This window comes from Streptomyces sp. NPDC017529 (assembly GCF_044329785.1).
Taxonomy (GTDB): Bacteria; Actinomycetota; Actinomycetes; order Streptomycetales; family Streptomycetaceae; genus Streptomyces.
This window is the reverse complement of sequence record NZ_JBIRJY010000017.1, coordinates 1-20,302: the sequence shown is the minus strand read 5'-3', so window position 1 is coordinate 20,302 and position 20,302 is coordinate 1. Positions and strand designations below refer to the sequence as shown.

Genomic DNA, 20,302 nt, shown 5'->3' with positions numbered 1-20,302 from the left:
CCGCGGGGCTACTTGAGGCCGCTGAGCATGACGCCGCGGATGTAGTGCTTCTGGAGCAGGAGGAACAGGAGCAGCACCGGCAGCACGCTCAGCACGAGGCCGGCCATCATGACGGGCACCATGCGGTTCGGGTCGAGGTAGCTCTGCAGGGTCTGGATGCCCACGGGGAGGGTCATCAGGCGGGGGTTCGCGGTGGAGACCAGCAGGGCCCAGATGTACTCGTTCCAGGCGCTCACGAAGGTGAGCAGGGCGAGGGTCACCGCCACCGGCTTGGTCTGCGGTACGACGATGCGCCACCACACCGTGAATTCCCCGGCGCCGTCGATCCGGGCCGCCTCCAGCACCTCGTCCGGTACGGAGACGATGAACTGCCGCATCAGGAAGATCCCGAATCCGGAGACCAGGAACGGCACGACCAGGGCCGCCAGGCTGACGGTCAGCCCGGCGCCGCCGTCGCCGAGCAGGTCGTTGCCGCCCGCCAGCGGCCAGTGCACCAGGATCAGAAAGTGCGGGATGAAGAACACGAACGGCGGGAACATCATCGTCGCCAGCACCAGCCGGAAGATCAGGTCGCGGCCGGGGAAGCGCAGCTTCGCCAGGGCGTAGCCCGCCAGTGAGGACGTCAGCAGCACCGACCCGGTGATCACGGCCGTGGCGACGACGCTGTTGCGGAAGAGCAGCGGCAGGTTCAGCTGTTCGAACGCCTCCCGGTAGTTGGAGAGCGCGAAGGCTTCCGGGAGGAAGCGGTACGGCAGCCTGCCGTATTCGCCCGGCCCCTTGAACGAGGTCAGCAGCATGTCCAGGAACGGTACGACCGTCACCACCGCGCCGGCCGCCACCAGCAGGTACGACAGCCACGGGAAGCGCCTGCGCCGCCTCATGAGTCCGCTCCCTTCCGCCGGAACAGCCACAGCTGCGCCAGAGTGATCACCAGGATCAGCACGAACAGCACGAGCGCCGCCGCGCTCGCCGAGCCCCAGTCCCCGTACTTGAACGCCCGTTGGTACATCTCCAGCGCGGCGACGTTGGTCGCGTCGCCCGGCCCGCCCTCGCCCGTCATGACGATGATCAGCGCGAACGACTGGAGGCCGGCGATGAACTGGGTCACGCACACGAACAGCAGGGACGGCCGCAGCAGCGGCAGCGTGATGCGCGCGAAGACGGTGAGCTGCCCGGCGCCGTCCAGCTCTGCCGCCTCGTAGTACGAGCGGGGGATGGACTTCAGGCCCGCGGTGAGGACCAGGATCGCGGACCCGAGGGAGGCCCACGCCTGGACCACCACGACCGACGGCAGCGCGGTCGCCGGATCCTGGAGGAAGGCGACGGAGTCCAGGCCGAGCGCGTTGAGCACGCCGTTGACCAGGCCGCCCGGCTCGTACATGTACTTCCACACGTTGCCGACCGCGACCACGGTCGTGACGATCGGCAGGAAGTACAGCGTGCGCCACAGGCCCTGGAAGCGCAGGCGGGTGATGCAGTGGGAGACCAGGACGGCGCCGGCCAGGGCCAGGGCCACGGTGCCCAGGGCGTACAGCAGCGTGTTGGTGAGGACCGGCGTCAGGAAGGCCGAGCCGCGGGCGAAGAGGGCGGCGAAGTTGTCCGTGCCCGCAGGCCGGATGTCGGCGAGGTCGAAGCCCGCCCAGCGGGACAGCGACAGCAGCACCGCGAACAGCAGCGGCAGCAGGAGGAAGACCGCGAAGAACAGGAGGCTGGGGGTGAGGAAGAGGTAGGCGACGACGGTCTGCCGGGTCCGGTGCCGGGGCCTTCGCCGTGGCGGGCTGCCGCCTCCGGGGCTGCCGCTGTCCGCGTCCGCGGGGGTGACCGTTGTCGCCATCCGGCACCAGCCTTTCCTGACAGGCGAACCGACGTGTGGGGCCCGCGGCGAGCGGGCCCCGTCCGGTCAGCGGGAGAGCTCCTGGTCGACCTGTTGAGCGGCGTTGCGTACGGCGTCGTCCGGCGACCGGCGGCCGATCCACAGTTCCTCGATGTTCTTGCGCAGCAGCGCCTTGGCCTTCTGGGCGCGCGGTCCGTTCGGCTCCGGCGTGGCGTAGTCCAGGGCGTCGGCGAACGGGCCGAGGTTCGGATCGCCGCCGGCGGCCAGCAGCGCCCGCATGTCGCCGGTACGGCCGGTCATCGTGCCGACCGACATCTGCAGGACGCTCATCCGGGTGGCCCGCACCGCGGCGGCGCGGCCCGCCTGCGGCCCGGCGGGCACCACCTCGTCGTTGAGCCAGCGCAGGAACTCCCACGCCTCCAGCGGGTGGCGGCTCTGCGCGTTGACGCCCAGCAGGAACCCGGTGGTGACGGTGCCCCGGTTGCCGGGCGCGGGCCCCGGCACCGGTGCCACCCCGACGTCGCGGTAGTCCCGCCCCATCGTCTGCCGCAGGCTGCCGGTCCACCAGCCGCCGTTGACCGCCATCGCCACCCGGCCCGCGGGGAAGGCTTTCATCAGGTCGGTGCCGGGGTCGCTCGCGCCCCGGTCGATCAGCCGCCGTTCCAGCGCGAAGACGGCGCGTCCGGCGGGGGAGTCGAGGGCGCTGCGCGTGCCGTCGGCGCGGAGGAACGATCCTCCACGGGAGGCCAGCAGCGCCAGCGTCTGGTTCACCACGGTCGAGTCGTCGGTCCGCGACAGGCCGAAGCCCTGCACGAGCATGTTGCCGTGCCGGTCGCGCCGCGCGGTGCGGTACGCGGCCTCCTCCAGCTCCCGCCACGTACGCGGCGGCCCGGCCACACCGGCCGCGCGCAGCAGCCGCTTGTTGTAGTACAGCGCGTAGGGCTGCACCTCCGTGGGGTAGCCCATGATCCGGCCGCGCACCGAGGCCGCCCGGACCGCGGCGCGTGCGAAGCCGCGCCCGATGCGCGCCGCGTCCTCGGCAGGCGCCGGCCGTACCACTCCGGCCTGCGCCAACTGCCCGGCCCACAGGCTGTACGGGTGGATGATGTCCGCGCCTTGGCCCGCGGCCTGCCGCACCATCAGCGTGGTCAGCAGATCCTGGAAGCGGACCGCGGTCGTCCGCACGCGCACCCGGTCGTGACCGGCGTTCCAGGCGTCGACCGTCCGTTGCAGCGCCGACTTCAGCGGCTCCGTCGCGTAGTGCGTCAGCAGCGTGAGCTCGACCGGGTCGCCCGGCCGGCCGCTGCCGTCCCGGCCCGGCGCGCCACAGCCCGCCGCGGCCGCCGCCGCTCCCGCGAGCCCCGCCAGGACGCGCCGCCGCCTCATGGCCGTACCTCCCGCCGTAAGACCTGGAACGTGCGGGTCGTGGCGAACCCCGCCGACCTGTACAGCCGCCCGGCCGGGCTGCGCTCGCCGGTCCACAGGAACCACGCCCCGTGCGCGCCCGCCGCCCGCATCCGCTCCAGCGTCAGGTGCAGCAGCACTCTGCCCAGCCCGGTGCCGCGCTGGTCCGCCCGCACCCCGAACGGCCCGAACCGCTCGGTCAGCCCCTCGTACGCCCCGTGCATCGCCCACCCCGCGACCCGGCCCGACGGGTCGTGGGCCGTCACGACGCGCTCCAGGGGCGCCCCGCCGTCCAGCGCCCGGCGGATCGCCTGCGGCCAGTCGGGGCCGAACTCGTCCCCGGCCAGCCGCAGCAGTCCCACCAGGTCGTCGTCCCGCGGCGTGCCGAAACGGTAGCCCGCGGCGGCCAGCGTGGCGGCGCGCTCGCGCACCGCGTCGGGCATCCGGTAGCCGACCAGGCCGCGATCCATCGCCGCGGCGTCGAGCCGCGGGCGAAAGCCCAGCCCGGCCAGGAGCGGGGCGGCGTACGGGTAGGCGTCCCGGTCCAGTCCCGGCAGGAAGTAGTGCGGCGTGTAGGAGGCGAAGTCGACGCGGGTGCGGCCGTGGCCGGCCAGCCAGTCGAGGACGCCGGTGAGCAGCCGCCGCCCGAGTCCGGTGCGGCGGACGGCCGGGTCGACGAAGAAGAACGGGACCCAGCCCTGCGCCGGCTCCAGGTCACCGCCGGCCACCGCTACTTGCCGGCGCACGCCGTAGGCCGCGCCCACCACCTCGCCGTCCCGCACGGCGACCAGGAGGCCCGCCGGGTCGAAGTTGGGGTCGAGCAGGACGTGGCGCCGGAAGCGCTCCCGGGTGAGGGGGTCGTAGGGGGCACTCCGCGCCCAGGCCGCAACGAGCCCGCCACCGTCGCCCGCGGCGAAGGCGCGTACCACCGGCCGGGCGCCCTCCGGCCGCAGCGTCGCATCGTCCATCGCCGTCCTCTCGTCCGCACCCCGTACGAGCCGGCGGGGCCCACGGCCCTGCCTTCCGACCAGGCTCCAGCACCTCCCGCACCACGGGCCTCAGGACGTGCGCGTCCTCGGCGATCGGCCCCGTCAATCCCCCGGTTGGCCCGCTCCCTTTCAGGGAGTGACCTGGATTTTCCGCCCCTGGCCGGCCTTGAAACGGTCCAGTGCCTCCGCGTAGCGGTCCAGGGGGAGGCGGTCGCTGATGAAGACGTCCGGGTCCAGGACGCCGGCGGCGAAGAGTCCGGCGGCCCGCTCGTAGCTGTGCAGGACCGCCATCGAACCGGTGATGGTGATCTCCTGGTTGTAGATGCGGTACGGCTCGATCACGGCGCGCGCCGCGTAGTCGGAGACGCCGAACTGGAGGAACGTGCCGCCCTTGCCGACCCGGCCCAGCGCGTCCTGGATGGCGCGCTCGTTGCCGGTGGCGTCGATGACCACGTCCCAGCCGCGGGGGCGGGCGATCTCGTCGGCCGAGGCCGCGGCGTTGCCGCAGCCCAACTGCCGCGCGGTGGCCAGGCGCCGCGGGTTGACGTCGATCACGTCGACGCCCGCCGCCCCGGTGCGCTTGGCCAGCTCCAGCATCATCAGCCCCATCGTGCCGGAGCCGTAGATCAGCACGTGGGTGCCGAGCTGCTGGGAGCGCAGGATGTCGTACCCCCGCACGGCGCAGGAGAGCGGCTCGATGAGCGCCGCGTCCTCGGTGCGGACGTGCTCGGGCAGCTTGACGCAGTTCGCGGCCGGCGCGACGGCGTACTCGGCGGCGCCGCCCGCCGTCGTCACCCCGATGGCGGCCCACCGTTCGCACAGGTTGTTGCGGCCGATGCGGCAGTAGTGGCACCGGTAGCAGTAGAGGGAGGGATCGACGGCGACCCGGTCGCCCTCGGCCAGTGCCGTCACGTCGCCGCCGGTCGCGACGACGGTACCGGCGAACTCGTGGCCCGGTACGACGGGCAGCGCCGGGGCGAACTCGCCCTGCAGGATGTGCAGGTCGGTGCCGCACAGTCCGCAGCCCGCGACCGCGACGACGACCTCGTCGGGGCCCGGCGCCGGATCGTCGACGGTGGTGACCTCGACGCGGCCCGGTGCGCTGATCACTGCGGCCTTCATTTCACGGCTCCTAGGGAGAGGCCCTGGACGAGCTTGTCCTGGGCGGCGAACCCGGCGGCGAGCACCGGGAGGGAGATGACGGTGGCGGCCGCGCACACCTTGGCCAGGAACAGGCCCTGACTGGTGACGAAGCCGGTCAGGAAGACCGGGGAGGTGCCGGCGACGATGCCGGTGAGCACCCGGGCGAACAGCAGCTCGTTCCAGCTGAAGATGAAGGAGATCAGCGCCGTGGCCGCGATGCCGGGCAGGGCGACGGGGGCGACGATGCGCACCAGGGTCGTCGGCAGCCCGGCGCCGTCGATCGAGGCGGCCTCCAGCATCTCCACCGGCACCTCGGCCAGGAAGGACCGCATCATCCACACGGCGATCGGCAGGTTCATCGAGGTGTAGAGGATGACGAGCAGCCAGATGTTGTCCAGCATCCGCGTGTTCTGGGCGATGAGGTAGACCGGCAGCAGCCCGGCCACCAGCGGCAGCATCTTGGTGGACAGGAAGAAGAACAGTACGTCGCTCCACTTGCGCACCGGCTTGATGGAGAGCGCGTAGGCCGCAGGCACGGCCAGTACCAGCACCAGCAGCGTGGATGCCACCGACGCGGTCAGCGAGTTGACCAGCGGCGGCCAGGGGCTGACGCCGGTGCCCGCCCCGAAGAACTCGCGGTAGCCGTGCAGCGTCAGCCCGGCGCCGACGCTCGGCGGGTTGGCGGCCGCGTCCGCCTCGCTGTGGAAGGAGGTGAGCACCATCCACGCCACGGGCAGGAAGAACGCGATCCCGCAGAGCCAGGCCGCCAGGCCCAGCAGGCTCCCGGTGCGCCGCCGTCGCCGGGTGGCGGGGGAGACGGCCGGTGCGGAAGCGGGGGCGGCGCGTACGGCGGTTGCCCTCATCGGGTGACCTCCTCGCGGAGCAGGGACGAGACGGTGCGCAGCGCGAAGGTGGCCACCAGCAGGGAGCAGACGACGACCACGACGCCCTGCGCGGAGGCCCGGCCGTAGTCGTGCGCCTGGTAGAAGGTCTGGTAGATCGTGTACGGGAGGTTGGCCGTGCCCAGGCCGCCCGAGGTGATGGTGAACACCGCGTCGAAGTTCTGCACCACGTAGATGGTGCCGAGCAGGGCGGCCAGTTCCAGGTAGCGGCGCAGGTGGGGGAGGGTGAGGTAGCGGAACACGTCGAAGGCGGAGGCGCCGTCGACCCGCGCCGCCTCGACCGCGTCGGCGGGCCGGCTCTGCAGCCCGGCCAGCAGGATCAGCATCATGAACGGTGTCCACTGCCAGACCAGCGCCACCTCGACCGCCGCCAGCGGCGATGTGGTCATCCAGTCGGGCTGGGGCGGGTCCGCGCTGCCGAACAGCCGCCATATCCAGGTCAGCGAGCCGTTGATCAGACCGTACGAGGCGTTGTAGAGCGCGTGCTTCCACAGCAGCGCGGCGGCGACCGGCACGACCAGGAACGGGGTGATCAGCATCGTGCGGACGATGCCGCGCCCCCAGAACCCGCGGTCCAGCAGCAGCGCGAGGCCCAGCCCCAGCAGCAGGCTGACCAGCACGACGGTCACGGTCAGCAGGACCGTGGTCCAGATGGCCGAGCGCATCGCGGGATCGGTGAAGACCGCCTTGTAGTTGTCGAAGGCGGCGAAGCCGCGGTGGTCGGGTGCGAGCGCGTTCCACCGGGTGAAGGAGACGACGACGGTCGCCACGAACGGCAGCTGGGTGACCACGACCAGGAAGACCAGGGCGGGCAGCAGCGGGGCGCGGCGGGCCCAGGCCGCGGCACGTCCGGGGGCACGGGGTCCGCGGGGGCGGGCGGCGGTGGCGCGGGGACGCCGTACCGCGTCCCGCTCGCCGCGTGTCTCAACGCTCGGCGTAGGCACGGGCCACCTCCTCCGCCAGCCGCTGGCTCTTGCCGAGCGCCTCGGGCACGCTCTGCCGCCCCGCGATGGCCGAACTGACCTCGTGGGAGACCTTGGTGCCCAGGTCGGAGAACTCCGGTATGCCGACGAACTGGATGCCGGGCGCGGGCCGCGGCTGGACGCCGGGGTCGTCGGGACGGGCCGAGGTGATCGCGTTCCTCGTCGCCGCGGCGAAGGCGTGGGACTGCCGCAGGTAGTCGGGGTCGCGGTAGGTGGAGGCGCGTTTGCCGGCCGGCACCTTCGACCAGCCGAGCCGCTCGCCCACCAGCCGCTCGTACCCCTTGCCCGAGGCCCAGGAGATGAACTTCCACGCCGCGTCCTGGTGGGTGCTCGCCTTCTGCACGCCCCACGCCCAGGTGTAGAGCCAGCCCGCGCTGCCGGTCCGCTCGACCGGCGCGGGGGCGTAGCCGACCTTCCCCGCCACCTTGGAGTCGCCGCTCTCCAGCGATCCGGCGCCGGCGGTCGCGTCGTACCACATGGCGACCTTTCCCTGCTGCATGTCGTTGAGGCACTCGGTGTACCCGGCCTGCGGCGCGCCCGCCTGCCCGTGTGCGCGCAGCAGGTCCACGTAGAAGCGGGTGGCGGCGGTGAATTCGGGGCTGTCCACCCGCGCCTGCCAGTCCTTGGTGAACCAGGTGCCGCCGAAGGTGTTGACCACCGTGGTCAGCGGGGCGGCGAGCTGCCCCCAGCCGGGCTGGCCGCGCAGGCAGATGCCCTTCATGCCGGCGCGGGCGCCGTCGAGCTTCGCCGCGAGCGCCGCGACCTGCCGCCAGGTCGGCTTGGCGGGCATCGTCAGCCCGAGTTCCCGGAAGACGTCCTTGCGGTACATCAGGAACGACGACTCCCCGTAGAACGGCTCGGCGTAGACCTTGCCGTCGGCGGCGGTCAGGGACTCGCGTACCGGGCCCAGCAGGTCCGCCTGGTCGAAGCCGGTGTCCCGCGCGGCCCGTTCGCCGAGCGGGACCAGCCAGCCGTTGCGGGCGTAGATCGGCGTCTCGTAGTTGCTGAGACTGGCCACGTCGTACTGGCCGGCCTGGCTGGAGAAGTCCTGGCTCATCTTGTCGCGCAGGTCGTCCTCGGGCAGCACGGTGTAGTTGACCTTGATGCCGGTCTCCTGGGTGAAGTGCTCGGCGGTCAGCCGTTGCAGGTCCACCATCTGCGGGTTGTTCACCATCAGGACGTTGATGGTGTTGCGGTCCTCGTTGCCGGTGGCGCCGGCGCCGCGGTAGCAGCCGCCGAGGACGAGCGACAGCGCGAGGGCGGCGGCCGGCAGCCGCAGGGCGCCGCCGATCCGGGGGCGTGGGGGGCGGCCGGACCACCCTGGAGATCGTGCGCGCACGGCTCAACACCTCTCTGCTGGACTGCTGCGGAATGCGGGGGAGGGGCGGCCCGCGGGCGCGGGCACGACGGATCACGGCCCGTACACCGGTCGGCGTACGGCCCTGCGCTGTGCGGGTCGTGTGGTCAGACGCGCAGGACCTGCGGCCCCAGCAGCGTGTAGCGGTGGGCCTCCGGCGCGGAGAGCCCGGTGTCCGTGACGATCGTGTCGAGATCGCGTACCGCGGCGAACCGGCAGAAGCTGCTCGCGCCGAACTTGCTGTGCACCCCGATCAGCACCCGCCGCCGCGACGACCGCACCGCCTGCGCCTTCACGTCGGCGACGGCCGGGTCGGGCGTCGTCAGGCCGTGCTCCCGCGACACCCCGTTGGCACCCAGGAACGCCAGGTCGATGACGAACCCGGCGAGCATGTCCCGGGCCCAGGACCCCACCGCCGCCTGCGTCCCGGCCCGTACCCGCCCGCCGAGCAGCAGCACGGTGGTCGTGTCGGAAGCGGAGACCAGCGACGCGGTGCGCAGCGAGGAGGTCACCACGGTCAGCGGCCGGTCGGTCGGCAGCAGCATCGCCAGCAGCTCCGGCGTGTACCCCTCGTCGACGAACACGGTCTCGGCCTCGCCGACGAGCTGCGCGGCGGCCGCCGCGATCCGCCGCTTCTCCGCTACCTGCTGCGTCTCGCGCCGGGCCAGCGTGGTCTCGAAACCGGCGCTCTCGACCGGGTACGCGGCCCCGTGCGTACGCCGGACCAGGCCGCGCCGCTCCAGTTCGCTCAGGTCGCGCCGGACGGTCTCGCGCGCCACCCCGAACTCGCCGGCGACGTCGGTGACGTCCACCCGGCCGGCCTGGCGGGCCAGCACCAGGATGCGGTGCTGTCGTTCCTCGGCTCTCACGGCGTGCTCCTGCTCGGTTCCGTCGGTTCCACGGCGATCCGTTCGGTCATCGTCCTGCCCGTTTGTGCCCGGCACCAGGTTTATAGCAAGAGGTGGCGCCCGTTCCGCTGCCCGTAACGGCAAGAAACCCGCCCGTTTTTGCCCGCGCCCGCCACGCTGTCGCGGGCCGTGCGGCGGTGGCCCCGCCCGTTCTCCCACCGGACCGGCCCGTTCTCCGGTCCGCGGCCGGGCCTCAGCCGAGGACCAGCCGCTCCGTGTCGAAATCCGCGACGATCTCCAGCCGCCCGCCGACGGCCGCGACATAGGCGGCGAGGGTACGCACCTCGGCGGCGCCGGGCTCGGCGCGCTCGATCTCCGCCACGCGGCCGGCAGTCACCCCCATACGCCTGGCCAGCTGCCCCTGCGTCAGCCCCCGGCGACGGCGCACCGCCGCCAGCCGCCGCCCCCGGTTGCGGGCCGCGAGCACGGCCGCGCCACCGTGCCGCTCCTCGTCCTCCCCCGGATACCAGTCGCGCAGGAAAGCCCGGCCGTCGCAGAACACCTCGTCCTCCGCACCGGGTTCCAGGCCGCGCCGCTCCCGGTCGGCCAGGCGCTCCCTGGCGAGGGGCAGGACGTGCTCGTACCACTCCCACCAGTGCGTGCGGTCGGCGGCCACGGCGAGGAGCGCCACGGCCTGCGGGCGCGGCCCGTTCCCGTCACCCGCCCCGCCCCCGACGGCGAACAGGACCCGCAGGTCCCGGCCCGTCAGCGCGCCGAGCCGCAGCTCGTACAGCTCCGCGGCCGGCGGCCCGGCACCCACGGGGCCGCTCACCTCGTACTCCAACCGCTCGGCCCCGGCGGCCATCTCGCCGGTCTCCGCACGGGCCGCGGCGACCGCGCCGTCCGCCTCGGCGCGCAACGCCTCCCGCTCGCCTGCCGCCGCGTCCATACCGGTGATCGCGTCGTGGACGTCCTGCTGGGCGTGCCCGGTGCGCTGGACCGCTTCGACGCCCGCCCTGCGGGAACGGAAGGCGTCCACCTGGTTCTGCACCCGCCGGCTGATCCCGGCGAGGGCGGCCTCCCGCCTGCGTACGTCGGCACAGGACGCGTCGAGCAGGGCCTGCTGCCGCTTCACCGCGGAGCGCCGGTCGTCCGCCTCTCGGGCGAGATCCTTGCGGCCCGCCTCGGCGGCCTGCGCCCCCAGCTCGGCCAGCCGCCGGGCCTGCCGCACCAACTCGCCGATCCGGCAGTCGAGTTGCCTGCGTGAGGTAGTCACGTCGGCGACCGCCCGCCGGACTCTCTGCAGCAGCGCGAGCTGTCGCTGATACCAGTAGTCCAGTGCCTCCCGGGGCTCGCCGGCCCGCAGGGCGGACCCGACCGGGACCACCAGGGGCAGTCCCAGACGAAGGCCCTGGTCCAGCAGTGCGGTGACCGCCTCCCCGACGAGCCGGGCCGCCGACGGGTCGGCACGGCGCAGCCCGTCCAGCCGGCTCCGCGCCTCCTTGGTGATCACCAGCCGGTACGTCATGACGGCCTCACTCCCCGACGAACCCCGCGAAAGTCCCGGTTCCCACTGTGCCGTTCCCGCCGGCCCCTGTCCCGGCACCGGACAGCGGAGGCCCGGCGCCGCGCAGTCGGCGGTCAGAACCCGAGGTCGTCGGCCACGGTGGAGGCCGGCACGCTCAGCATGCCGTCGAAGGCTTCGAGGACGGGAGTGTGCAGGTAGCCGCTGTGCAGACGGATACGGTCGGGCCCCGCTTCCGCCGGACCGCATCCGCGCAGCCCGGCGAGGGCGATGTCCGACCCCAGCCCGGCGTCCACGAAGGCCGCCTCGACGCTGCCCGGCTCGGGCGCGCCGAGCGCGGTGTCCTCGACCCGGAAGCCGAAGGTGGTGTTCTCGTCGAGCCGCATCTCCGCCGTGCGGCCGCCGACGCTGGTCATGCCGAGGGCGAAGTAGTCGTCGCCGAGGCGGTGGCGCAGGTGGTGGCCCATGGGCAGCCCGGTCAGCCGGCCGTCGAAGGAGGCCGGCGTCTTCTGGATGTGGGCGTTGTGCGCGGGGAGCACGACGCGGGTGCCGGGCGCGCCGTGGTCCAGGAGCCACCGGACCGAGTCGGCCATGAACACCTCGCGGGCCGAGGTGTCGGCGGCCATGCCGCCGCCCGCGTAGAGCTCGGCCATGGCGCGGAAGTGGTAGTCGGTGTGGCACGCCGCCTCGACACGGTGCAGCGCGGTGTCGTACGCGTACCGGCCGCCGCGCTCGACGTACAGCGGTTCCAGGGAACGCAGCCGGGTGCGCAGGCGCGTCAGCCCGGCGCTGAGCGCGTCCTGCTCCGCGGTGCCGAGCCGCGCCCAGGCCGGCGCGGACAGCGCCATGGACGCGCCGGCGAACCGCTCGGCGGTCTCCAGGGCCCGCTGCGCCAGCGGCAGGACCTCCGGGTCCACCTCGCGCAGGTACTCGGCCACCGGTGCCAGCGCCGGGAGGAGGGAGCCCCCGGCCTCGGGGACGTCGACGCCGGCGAACCGTACGGGCGGGGTGGCCGTCCGGTTGTGCCGGCGCAGCCAGTGCAGCGGCCCGGAGAGCCCGATGGGAATGGCCGCCGCGGTCTGCCGTGCGAAGTCTTCCTCGGCGCCTTCGCCCTGGACCCAGGCGTCCAGCGCGAAACCCTCGCTGAAGCCGAACTCGAAGGCCAGGACGGTGAAACCGCAGCGCTGGACGAGAAAGCGCAGCATGCGTTCGCGGGCCAGCCCGAATTCCCGGATGAAGTGCGAGTTCTCGCCGAGGGCGACGACGCGGGCGTCGCCGATTATGTTGGCGCTTGCTGCTGTCTCAATGATCGACTGACTACCCAGTCGTGAGAGCCGTCTCGGCACCACTCCACCCCCGCCCGCAGGGAGATGCATGCTGCCGCCGATGTCCGCAACAGTCGAGCTTCGTACGACGAGGCGTTCTCGCACCGCAGGGCTCAGACTCGACGCCGGGACGGTCAGACCGTGCACTGTCCTGGAACGAGCTGGCGTCAAGGAGGGGTAGCCCTTCATCCTCGGCGCCGATGGTTCGTACTACGTGCACTTGAATCGCTTCCTTCGAGAGCTGGACAGCTGGGGCGTCACCGCCGACAACAGCATCGAGGGCTACAGCAGAGACGTGATGCTCTTCTGCCGGTTCCTGAGCGAGTCACGCAACGGCAAGACGATCTGGGAGTGCGACACCGAGGACCTGCGCGCCTACAAGCGAGTCCGTCTCTATTCCGGGCTAGACTCAGTGTCGGTGGGAACCTGGAATCGCTCGATAGCCGCCCTGGACAAGTGGGTGACCTGGGCGCTCTACGAGGAGCTGCTGACCAAGGAGCCCTTCCGGTACGCCGACAAGACGGTGATGACGAGCGACGGGCCCCGCACCATGCGGGTCAACGCTGAGCACGTCACCGACCCGGAGGACGAACCGGTGCGGTTTGTGACCTTCGAGGACTACCTCCTGTGGAGGGACGTCGGACTGAGGGGAGAGCTTCCCGAAGGCGGACGCGACCCTCGGTGGCGGGGCCGCAACGGCGAGCGGAACGCCATGTTCGCCGACCTCATCGTCTACACCGGCATGCGGCTGAGCGAGGCGTCGTCGTTGCTCGTCCCGGAAATTCCACCGCTGGTCACTGGCCGTCGAATAACGGGCGACGTGCACCTGTCGAAGGCCGTCACCAAGCGGAACAAGGCCCGCACCGTGTTCATGACCTTGCGGATGCTGCGGTCGCTGCACCACTTCATCGACATCGAGCGTGACGAGCTCGTGGCCCGGCGACTCGCCGAGGGTGTCTACGCCGGGGCGACGGCACCGTGCTGGTGCGGCGAGCGGGCCGACACGCTCTCACGCTCGGCACCGGCCGCGGCTGGTCCTACGCGAAAATCGGGCCCGCGGAGCGGAGACGGCTGGCGAGGGTGTGCCCCGATGGCAGCGCCGGGGAACCGTTGTGGCTGTGGCTCGGCGAGGACGGCCAGCCGTTGAGCCCATCGACCTGGCAGTCGGCCTTCCGGCGAGCGAACGAGCGGTGCGTGAAATTCGGCATCGACCTGGCGATTTCTCCGCATACCCTGCGCCACCTCTACGCCGTTCACATGCTGGGGCTGCTCTTGCGGCAGACGATCCGGGCGCTCGGCCGACGCGACGATCAGCGCCTGGCGCGAGCCGAGCTCAGGCGCCTGCTGATCGGCAACCCGATGCGGAAGCTGCAGCAACTGCTGGGACACGCCCACGAGTCCACGGTCTACATCTACCTGGACCTCCTGGACGAGGCCCAGGAGATCGTCCTGGCAGCGATGGCGGAGTGGGACGCCCAGGCCGCAGTGCTGGACCGGGTGGAGGTGGCTGCCTAATGCTGAAGTCAAGCCACGAGACGCAGTTGCGGGCGGGCCTCGTAGTGGCGTCGGTCGCGGAGCATGGCGTAGAGGACGTTCACGCGGCGGCGGGCCGGAGCGACCAGGGCCTGGTGGTGCCGTTTTCCCTCGCTCCGCTTGCGGTCGTAGAAGCGCCGCGAGGTGGAATCACGCCGGATCGCGCAGAACGCGGACTGGTAGAAGACCCGTTTGAGGGCCTTGTCACCGCCCAGAGCGCTGCGCGAGTAGCGGATCTTCCCGGACTGGGTCAGGACCGGCGCCAGCCCGGAGGCGGCTGCCAGGGCGTCGCCGCTGGTGAAACGGTGGTGGTCGCCGACCAGGGCGATGAACTCTGCCGTCAGGATGGCCCCCATCCCCGGCGGGCTGCGGATGAGGGCCCCGTCAGGGTGCGTGTCGACGAGCTGCTCGATCTCGGCCTCCGCGGTCTGGAGGCGGTTCTTGCCGGCCAGGAGGTCGGCGGCGAGTTCCTTGATGAGCGCGGCGGTGCGGCGTTCGCCGACGACGGCCGTGTGCTGGGCGCGCGCGGCGGTGGCCGCGGCTTCCCCCAGGGCTTCGGCGGTGGGGCGGGTGACTCCGCGTTTGCGCAGGTAGTCGGTGATGCGATGGGCTCCGGCCCGGCGGATTTCGGCCGGGGTGACGTAGTGGGCCAGCAGGAGCAGGCTGGACTTGTTGGTGGGATCGGTGACCCGTTCCAGGCCGGGGTGGATGGAGGCGAGCAGGTCGCGCAGCCGGTTGATGCGCGCGGTGGTCTCCTTGACCAGTACGGTGCGGTGGCTGACCAGCAGCCGCAGCTCGGCGGTGGCCTCGTCGGGCAGTTCCACCACCCGCAGGTCGTCGCGGAGCATGACCTGTTCGGCGATGACCTTGGCATCGCGGGGGTCGGACTTGTTCTCCCCGCCCCGGGTGCCGCGGCGGGCTCGGTTGACGGCCAGGCCGGGCACGTGCACCACGCGCAGGTCCGCGGCCAGCAGCATCGCGGTCAGCAAGGCGGCGACGCTGCCCATCAGGTCCAGCCCGGCGGTCAGTTCGCCGTGCTCGGCCTGGGCGGCCGTGAGTTCGGTGACGGCTTGACCGATGGCGTCGGGGTTGTTGTCGACCCGGTGGCCGGCCAGCTGCCGGCCGTGGTCATCGGTGACCACGAGCCAGTGAAACTCCTTGGCGATGTCGAACCCCGCGTGGGCGGACACGGTGACGCTCCCCTCGTCGAACGACGTCTGGCGCAACTCCTTCCACCCGTCCTCGCCCTACCAAGCGATGGTCCGCAGAGCCTAATCAGCGGTCCGGAAGAAGTGGCGGGGCAGGGGGATCAGCCACCTGAGCCATCAAGGGCAGCAAGCATGAAAACCATCCCTGCCCCACCCGCGCTGTCCCAGAGTCGCGAACTCGTGGGACGCACTCAAGAAGGTAGGGCTGCATGAGCCGCCGGCCCGGCCGACGCGTACGGTTCCCCTCCCCGGACAACCTCCCCCCGGCGCCTGATCCCGTGCCCGAGATCGGGCCGGTCAGGTTCTCGGCGCACTTCGACGACGGCATCGAGCGCCGCTTCGACCTCTCGCACCTGCCGTGCCCCCGACTGGTGCGGCACCTGGTGCGGGCCCTGGCCGGCGTCGCCGGGCGGGAGCGGGAACAGCGCGCCGTGTTCACCACCGAGACAACCGTCCGGCAGATCGAGGGGTTCGTCCGCTTCGTAGCGCAGGCGGAGCCCGACGATGCCGAGCACTTCGACGCGGACGACCTCACCCCGGAACTGCTCGAAGCGTTCGAGCTCAAACTCATCGCCGACTACCGGGACACGAACTCCAACATCCCGTACGCGACGATGTCCGGCCTCCTGCGGCTGCTGCGGCTGGTCCGTGACGAGGATCCTGATGCGTTCGGCCTGGCGATGCAGGCCCGGCTGGGCTTCGCCGTCGTGAAGGCCACCGTCACGCACAGGCCGCTGGACGCGTATCCGACCCCTGTCTTCGAAGCCGTCGAAGCGGCCGCGCTGGCGGACATCCGCAAGGTGCGCGACCGGATCTTGGAGGGTGAGCGCCTCGCCGCCCTCGGTGAGGATCCTGCGACGGGCGGCTGGCGGAAACCGGAGAACGTACTGTGGCACATCGCCCGCCATGGCCCGCTGACGAAGGAGGACCGCGCGGACAACAGGGTCCGCGGCGGGGTGGGACTGTTCGGCGGCCAGCTGCGGGTCAACGCCCGGATGTTTCTGACGCGCACCGATGTGCTGGCCTTCCTCGTGCTGCTGACCTGCCAGACCGGTCTGGAGCCGGAGTGCGTCCGTGCGCTCAAGGCCGACTGCCTGGTCAACCCGGCGCGCGGCTACGTCAGCATCGCCTACGTCAAGAAGCGGGCCCGCAACAACTCCCACAAGACGCTGCGCGTGGCCGACGGAGGGGCCCTGCACCACCCGGCCGGGGTCATCCGCCTGGCTCTGCGGCTGACCGCCCGCGGTCGCCAGCACACTGACAGCGACGTGCTGTGGGCCCACACGGGACGGTTGGGGCTGCAGGCCGGATTCCGCCCCGGGGTGCGATCGCCGCTGCGTGAGGAGATGGCGGCGTGGGCCGCCAGCCACGGCATCGATCAGATGAAGGACACCGATGGACGCCCCGTCGTCCTGGACATGCGGCGTCTGCGCAAGACCTACAAGTCGCGCCGCTACCGGCAGGCGGCCGGCATCTTGGAGGACTTCGCCGAGGGCCACTCCACGCAGGTCGCGGCCCGTCACTACGCCGACATCGAAGCCCACCGTGAACTGCACGAAGTCGCCGTCGAAAATGGTCTGCGCGAGGTCCTGGACACCGCGCTCGCGCCGCCGGTGGTTCTCACCGGCCAGGGCGAGCGGGCCGATGAGGGCCGCGCACAGCTGACGCCTCCGGAGGTCGCGGCTGCGCTGTCCGGCGAGAACGACGTGTGGCTTGCCTCGTGCAAGGACTTCTACAACTCGCCGTACGCGCTGAAGAAGGGCTCCGGATGCCCGACAGCGATCTGGGGCTGCATGGAGTGCCCCAACGCCGTCTTTACCACCCGGCACCTGCCCGGCATCTACAGCTTCGCCGCGTTCCTCGACCGCCAGCGCGATGAGCTGTCCATCGCCGAGTGGAAGGCCCGCTACGGGCTGGCATGGGAACGCATCATCTCCGGGATCCTGCCGAAGTTCACCCGCCAGCAGCGGGTCACTGCACAGGCGATTGCCGAATCCGCCGCTGACCAGTACGCCTTGCCCGCCCAGTTCCTGGAGCTGACGACATGACCACCGCCATCCCCGCTGACGCGAGGCGTCCCTCCACGCTCGTGCCCGACGACGCGTATGTACTTCCCGAACACCTCAGCGAGTCCGCCGGGTGCCGCGGCCCACGGTTTGGTGAGGACGTGTGGGATTTTCGTCCGTTCCTGCCTCGCAGCATGGATCGGTACCGGCTCACCTTCATCGACATCGAGGACCCGGTGACCGTCTTGACGGTGAAGGAGTACCTCTATTCTCGGTTGCGGAGGGGCACGGGTTCCCCGAAGCCAGGGCATCGCAGCGGCCGGCCGATGAAGCTCACCAACTTCTACGGCGCCTTCTGGTACGCACGCTCCGTCATCACGACGCTGCAGGGCCTCGGCGTTCCGCGCCTTGCAGCGGCGGCCCGGAAGGACTTCAAGGCCGCACTGGAGCAGTGGAAGAAGACCTCCGCGAATGCGGCTGCCCTGCATGTCCTGGCAACGCAGCACCTCTTCGCCCACGGCGCCTTCCTCAGCGCCGACCGGCTGGCGATCAGCCCGTGGGCCGGTCGGCCGGCACTCCATGTCGCGGGCTTGAAGAGGGACACCGAGAACTCCACGCTCCGCATCCCGGAGTACATCAGCAGCCCCCTGCTGAAGGCTGCCGTCTTCTACGTGGAGACGGCCAGCAGCGACATCCTGGCCGCCCGGCGCGAACTCGCCGATCTGAAGGCCGCGGACAAGGCCCGCGGCCGGAACTGGCGAGGGACCGCAAAGGGCAAGGTCGCCCAGTACATCGACGAGTTGCATGCATCAGGCCGCCCCGTTCCCGCCCTCTCCTACAAGGACCGTCACACATGCCCGGACGCTGAGGTCGTCGATGGTGTGGTCCAGGCCCCCAACGCCACTTTGGCCAGCCTCCAGTGTGGAGTGATCGAAACGAATCCGGCACTTCGGCGGATGCTGAGCGAGGCCGCCAAGGGACTCGGCTACGGGCCCGGCGGTCTGCACACCGCAGTGTCGCTGTGGCCCGACAGCGGCAGGCCGTGGCGTGCGGGTTTCGGTCCCAGGGAGCTGCGGGAGGAGATCGCGTTTCTGCGGACGGCCTGCTGGCTGGTGCTTTCCTTCCTGAGTGGCATGCGTGGCGCTGAAGTGCGCGAACTTGGGCCCGACTGCGCGTTCACGGGGACCGGCGAGGACGGGCGCGCCCGCTTCAAGATCCGCGGTCGCGTCTTCAAGGGGCGTGCGCTGTCCGGCGACGAGGCCGAGTGGGTGGTCCTGGAGATCGTCCATCGCGCCGTTGCTGTGCTCCGCCGGCTCAACGACGATCCCACACACCTGTTCGGCTACCGGCTGGGCGATGGGTTTGTCCTTGCCGCACCGACGAAGGGCGGTCAGCTCGACCGCTTCCGCGATCACGTCAACGAGCTGTTCAGCACCGCCGCTGGTCTGTTCATTCCCAACGAACGGGTCAGCGGCGACCCCGACCACGACGGTGAAGCCGAGGACGGCCTGGGCGACGACGGCGCCCCGTGGTCGTTCGACTCGCGCCAATTTCGTCGAACATTGGCTTGGTACATCGCGCATCAGCCGTTCGGCATCGTGGCAGGTGCCCGGCAGTTTCAGCATGCCAAGATCACCATGGTCGAGGGGTATGCCGGCACCTCCGCCTCCGGCTTCGCCGCCGAGGTGGCGACCGAGGAAGCCATCGCCAAGCTCGACTACGTCGAAGACCTGTACCGGGACTGGAACGAGGGCGGCGGCTCTACGGGAGGAGCCGCCAAACGCATCGACGCCGAGTTCGAACGCGTCCGCCGTGAACTCGGCGACCTGCCCGGCGTCGTCGCCAGCCCGTCCCGGCTACGGACGATGCTCAAGCACCTCACCAAGACCCTCCACCCGGGTGTCCTCAACGACTGCTTCTACCAGTCGGCCACCGCCGTCTGCCGCAGCCGGGCTACGGCGCTGGGTCGCCCGCTGCCCCTGCACAACATGTGCCTGTCCTGCCCCAACGCCCGCCGGTCGGCCGTCCACCTGCCCAGGCTCACCACAGCGAGAGACCAGGCGGCGCGGGAGCTGGAGACGGATCTGAAGGAACGCGGCTCGCTCACCCGTCTGCAGATCGCTGCCCTGTCTTCATACACATCCGAGCTCGACGAGGTCATCGACAGCATCCACGCAGTCGACGATGAGCAGGAGAAGGCCGAGGAGGTTGCGTGAACGACGAGACCCGCCTGCGGATCCGGCACACCTTCGAGCGGCTCTCGGCCGGCGGCCGGGTGCTGACGGACATCGACCGCGCGCTCATGGAGGCGTTCGAGCGGCTGATGCACGGCCTGCCCGAGCTTACCGACGGCAAGATCACAGTGGTCAATGTGTGCACCGAGGCCGGTGTGTCCCGCGCGTCCTACTACCGTTCGCCGGTGGCACAGGCGGTGAAAGAGATTTTGGAAGCACCGCAGACCCGCCGTCCGGAACCGCAGGAACTGCGCGCGGAAGTGTCCCGGCTGAAGAAGGCGGAGCGCGAGCTGCGCAGCGCACATTCCGGTGAGGTCCGCGAACTGAAGGACACCCTCGCCACGTACGCCAACCAGATCCAGGTCCTGACCTTGCGCACCGTTGAGCTGGAAGAGGACAACGCCCGCCTGATCGCCCAGCTCCGGCAGGCGGGCGGCAACGTCACCCCCCTGTCCGAGCGGGAAACGGTCACGCCGTGAGGTCGAGGAAGTCCGCGACGGGGCGGGGCTTGCGGTGGACGGCGAGCTGCCCGCGCAGCTCGGCCGGGGTGCTGGTGCCGCAGGCAGAGTCGGCCCGCCCAGCTGCTCGATGGCCCGCTCGGCGACCTCCGCAGCGGCGTCCATGTCGCCGACTTTCTCGACCTCACCGCATAGCACCCTTCAGGCCACCAGCCGCAGCTGCCAGCCGCCTGCCCCTTCCAAGGCTCCATGTCCAGGTGTCACGTGCCGAAGCGTCGGACCTTGCTGGCGATGTACGGGGGGTGGTGGCCAGGTCGAGTGGCTCGACCTCCCAGCCTTTCTCGATGAGGTCGTTGCCGACCCCCGTGATGTCCACACTTCTGCGACCACCGGAAGATGGTCGGAGGCAGTGAGGGCGTCGGCGGTGGGTGCCGTGCGGTGGGCGCGGGCACCCGGGACTAGGTGTGTTGTTTGAGGAGGTTGGTGACGCGGCTGGCTGGGGTGTGGCCGCCGATGCCGGTGTGGGGTCGGTGGTAGTTGTACCAGTCGAGCC

General features: G+C 71.3%; 17 protein-coding genes and 1 pseudogene. 5 read left to right on the top strand and 13 right to left on the bottom strand.

Annotation, left to right across the window (positions count from 1 at the left end):
• Positions 1 to 8: 8 nt before the first annotated feature.
• From ACH4K4_RS30530 to ACH4K4_RS30475, 12 genes and pseudogenes are all read right to left on the bottom strand, one after another.
• Positions 9 to 881, bottom strand: coding sequence for a carbohydrate ABC transporter permease (locus ACH4K4_RS30530; protein WP_398171723.1), 873 nt, complete (start codon positions 879 to 881; stop codon positions 9 to 11).
• On the bottom strand, positions 878 to 1,834 hold the full coding sequence (locus ACH4K4_RS30525) for a carbohydrate ABC transporter permease (protein ID WP_398171722.1): 957 nt from the start codon (positions 1,832 to 1,834) through the stop codon (positions 878 to 880). Before ACH4K4_RS30525 ends, ACH4K4_RS30530 begins: the two co-directional genes overlap by 4 nt.
• A gap of 66 nt (positions 1,835 to 1,900) precedes the next feature.
• Positions 1,901 to 3,220 carry an extracellular solute-binding protein gene (locus ACH4K4_RS30520; RefSeq protein ID WP_398171721.1) on the bottom strand — a complete coding sequence of 440 codons (1,320 nt, stop codon included), beginning with the start codon at positions 3,218 to 3,220 and terminating at the stop codon, positions 1,901 to 1,903.
• A complete protein-coding gene (locus ACH4K4_RS30515) occupies positions 3,217 to 4,206 on the bottom strand; it encodes a GNAT family N-acetyltransferase (RefSeq protein ID WP_398171720.1) in 990 nt (329 codons plus the stop codon). Before ACH4K4_RS30515 ends, ACH4K4_RS30520 begins: the two co-directional genes overlap by 4 nt.
• 150 nt (positions 4,207 to 4,356) lie before the next feature.
• Positions 4,357 to 5,349 (bottom strand): zinc-dependent alcohol dehydrogenase family protein, encoded by a 993-nt coding sequence (locus tag ACH4K4_RS30510; RefSeq protein ID WP_398171719.1) that lies wholly within the window; start codon positions 5,347 to 5,349, stop codon positions 4,357 to 4,359.
• Positions 5,346 to 6,233 carry a carbohydrate ABC transporter permease gene (locus ACH4K4_RS30505; RefSeq protein ID WP_398171718.1) on the bottom strand — a complete coding sequence of 296 codons (888 nt, stop codon included), beginning with the start codon at positions 6,231 to 6,233 and terminating at the stop codon, positions 5,346 to 5,348. Before ACH4K4_RS30505 ends, ACH4K4_RS30510 begins: the two co-directional genes overlap by 4 nt.
• Entirely contained in the window at positions 6,230 to 7,216 is a 987-nt protein-coding gene (locus tag ACH4K4_RS30500) for a carbohydrate ABC transporter permease (RefSeq protein ID WP_398171717.1), read from the bottom strand. The genes ACH4K4_RS30505 and ACH4K4_RS30500 overlap by 4 nt, the downstream gene beginning before the upstream one ends.
• The gene (locus ACH4K4_RS30495; RefSeq protein WP_398171716.1) at positions 7,197 to 8,594 is read right to left on the bottom strand and encodes an ABC transporter substrate-binding protein; all 1,398 of its coding nucleotides are present in this window, start codon (positions 8,592 to 8,594) and stop codon (positions 7,197 to 7,199) included. The genes ACH4K4_RS30500 and ACH4K4_RS30495 overlap by 20 nt, the downstream gene beginning before the upstream one ends.
• Positions 8,595 to 8,719: 125 nt before the next feature.
• Positions 8,720 to 9,481 carry a DeoR/GlpR family DNA-binding transcription regulator gene (locus ACH4K4_RS30490; RefSeq protein WP_360132909.1) on the bottom strand — a complete coding sequence of 254 codons (762 nt, stop codon included), beginning with the start codon at positions 9,479 to 9,481 and terminating at the stop codon, positions 8,720 to 8,722.
• Positions 9,482 to 9,713: 232 nt separating this feature from the next.
• Positions 9,714 to 10,325, bottom strand: coding sequence for a helix-turn-helix domain-containing protein (locus tag ACH4K4_RS30485; RefSeq protein WP_398171820.1), 612 nt, complete (start codon positions 10,323 to 10,325; stop codon positions 9,714 to 9,716).
• A 386-nt stretch (positions 10,326 to 10,711) separates the two neighbouring features.
• Positions 10,712 to 10,862, bottom strand: a pseudogene (locus ACH4K4_RS30480) (PspA/IM30 family protein); the annotation flags it as partial.
• Positions 10,863 to 11,101: 239 nt separating this feature from the next.
• A complete protein-coding gene (locus ACH4K4_RS30475; RefSeq protein ID WP_398171715.1) occupies positions 11,102 to 12,331 on the bottom strand; it encodes an erythromycin esterase family protein in 1,230 nt (409 codons plus the stop codon).
• Positions 12,332 to 12,530: 199 nt separating this feature from the next.
• Between ACH4K4_RS30475 and ACH4K4_RS30470 the strand changes: the two genes are divergently transcribed.
• Positions 12,531 to 13,457, top strand: a complete 927-nt coding sequence (locus tag ACH4K4_RS30470) for a site-specific integrase (protein ID WP_398171714.1) — start codon at positions 12,531 to 12,533, stop codon at positions 13,455 to 13,457.
• Positions 13,458 to 13,567: 110 nt separating this feature from the next.
• Positions 13,568 to 13,825 carry a hypothetical protein gene (locus ACH4K4_RS30465; RefSeq protein WP_398171713.1) on the top strand — a complete coding sequence of 86 codons (258 nt, stop codon included), beginning with the start codon at positions 13,568 to 13,570 and terminating at the stop codon, positions 13,823 to 13,825.
• A gap of 8 nt (positions 13,826 to 13,833) precedes the next feature.
• Here ACH4K4_RS30465 and ACH4K4_RS30460 read toward each other — a convergent pair whose 3' ends face one another.
• Positions 13,834 to 15,069: an IS110 family transposase gene (locus ACH4K4_RS30460; RefSeq protein ID WP_398171712.1), complete on the bottom strand. Its 1,236-nt coding sequence runs from the start codon at positions 15,067 to 15,069 to the stop codon at positions 13,834 to 13,836.
• Between the two features lie 191 nt (positions 15,070 to 15,260).
• Between ACH4K4_RS30460 and ACH4K4_RS30455 the strand changes: the two genes are divergently transcribed.
• From ACH4K4_RS30455 to ACH4K4_RS30445, 3 genes are read left to right on the top strand one after another with little or no spacing between them, the layout of a single operon-like run.
• A complete protein-coding gene (locus ACH4K4_RS30455; RefSeq protein WP_398171711.1) occupies positions 15,261 to 17,099 on the top strand; it encodes a hypothetical protein in 1,839 nt (612 codons plus the stop codon).
• On the top strand, positions 17,096 to 19,273 hold the full coding sequence (locus ACH4K4_RS30450; protein WP_398171710.1) for a hypothetical protein: 2,178 nt from the start codon (positions 17,096 to 17,098) through the stop codon (positions 19,271 to 19,273). The genes ACH4K4_RS30455 and ACH4K4_RS30450 overlap by 4 nt, the downstream gene beginning before the upstream one ends.
• Complete coding sequence (locus ACH4K4_RS30445; RefSeq protein ID WP_398171709.1) at positions 19,270 to 19,770, top strand: hypothetical protein; 501 nt, start codon at positions 19,270 to 19,272, stop codon at positions 19,768 to 19,770. The genes ACH4K4_RS30450 and ACH4K4_RS30445 overlap by 4 nt, the downstream gene beginning before the upstream one ends.
• Positions 19,771 to 20,302: the final 532 nt, after the last annotated feature.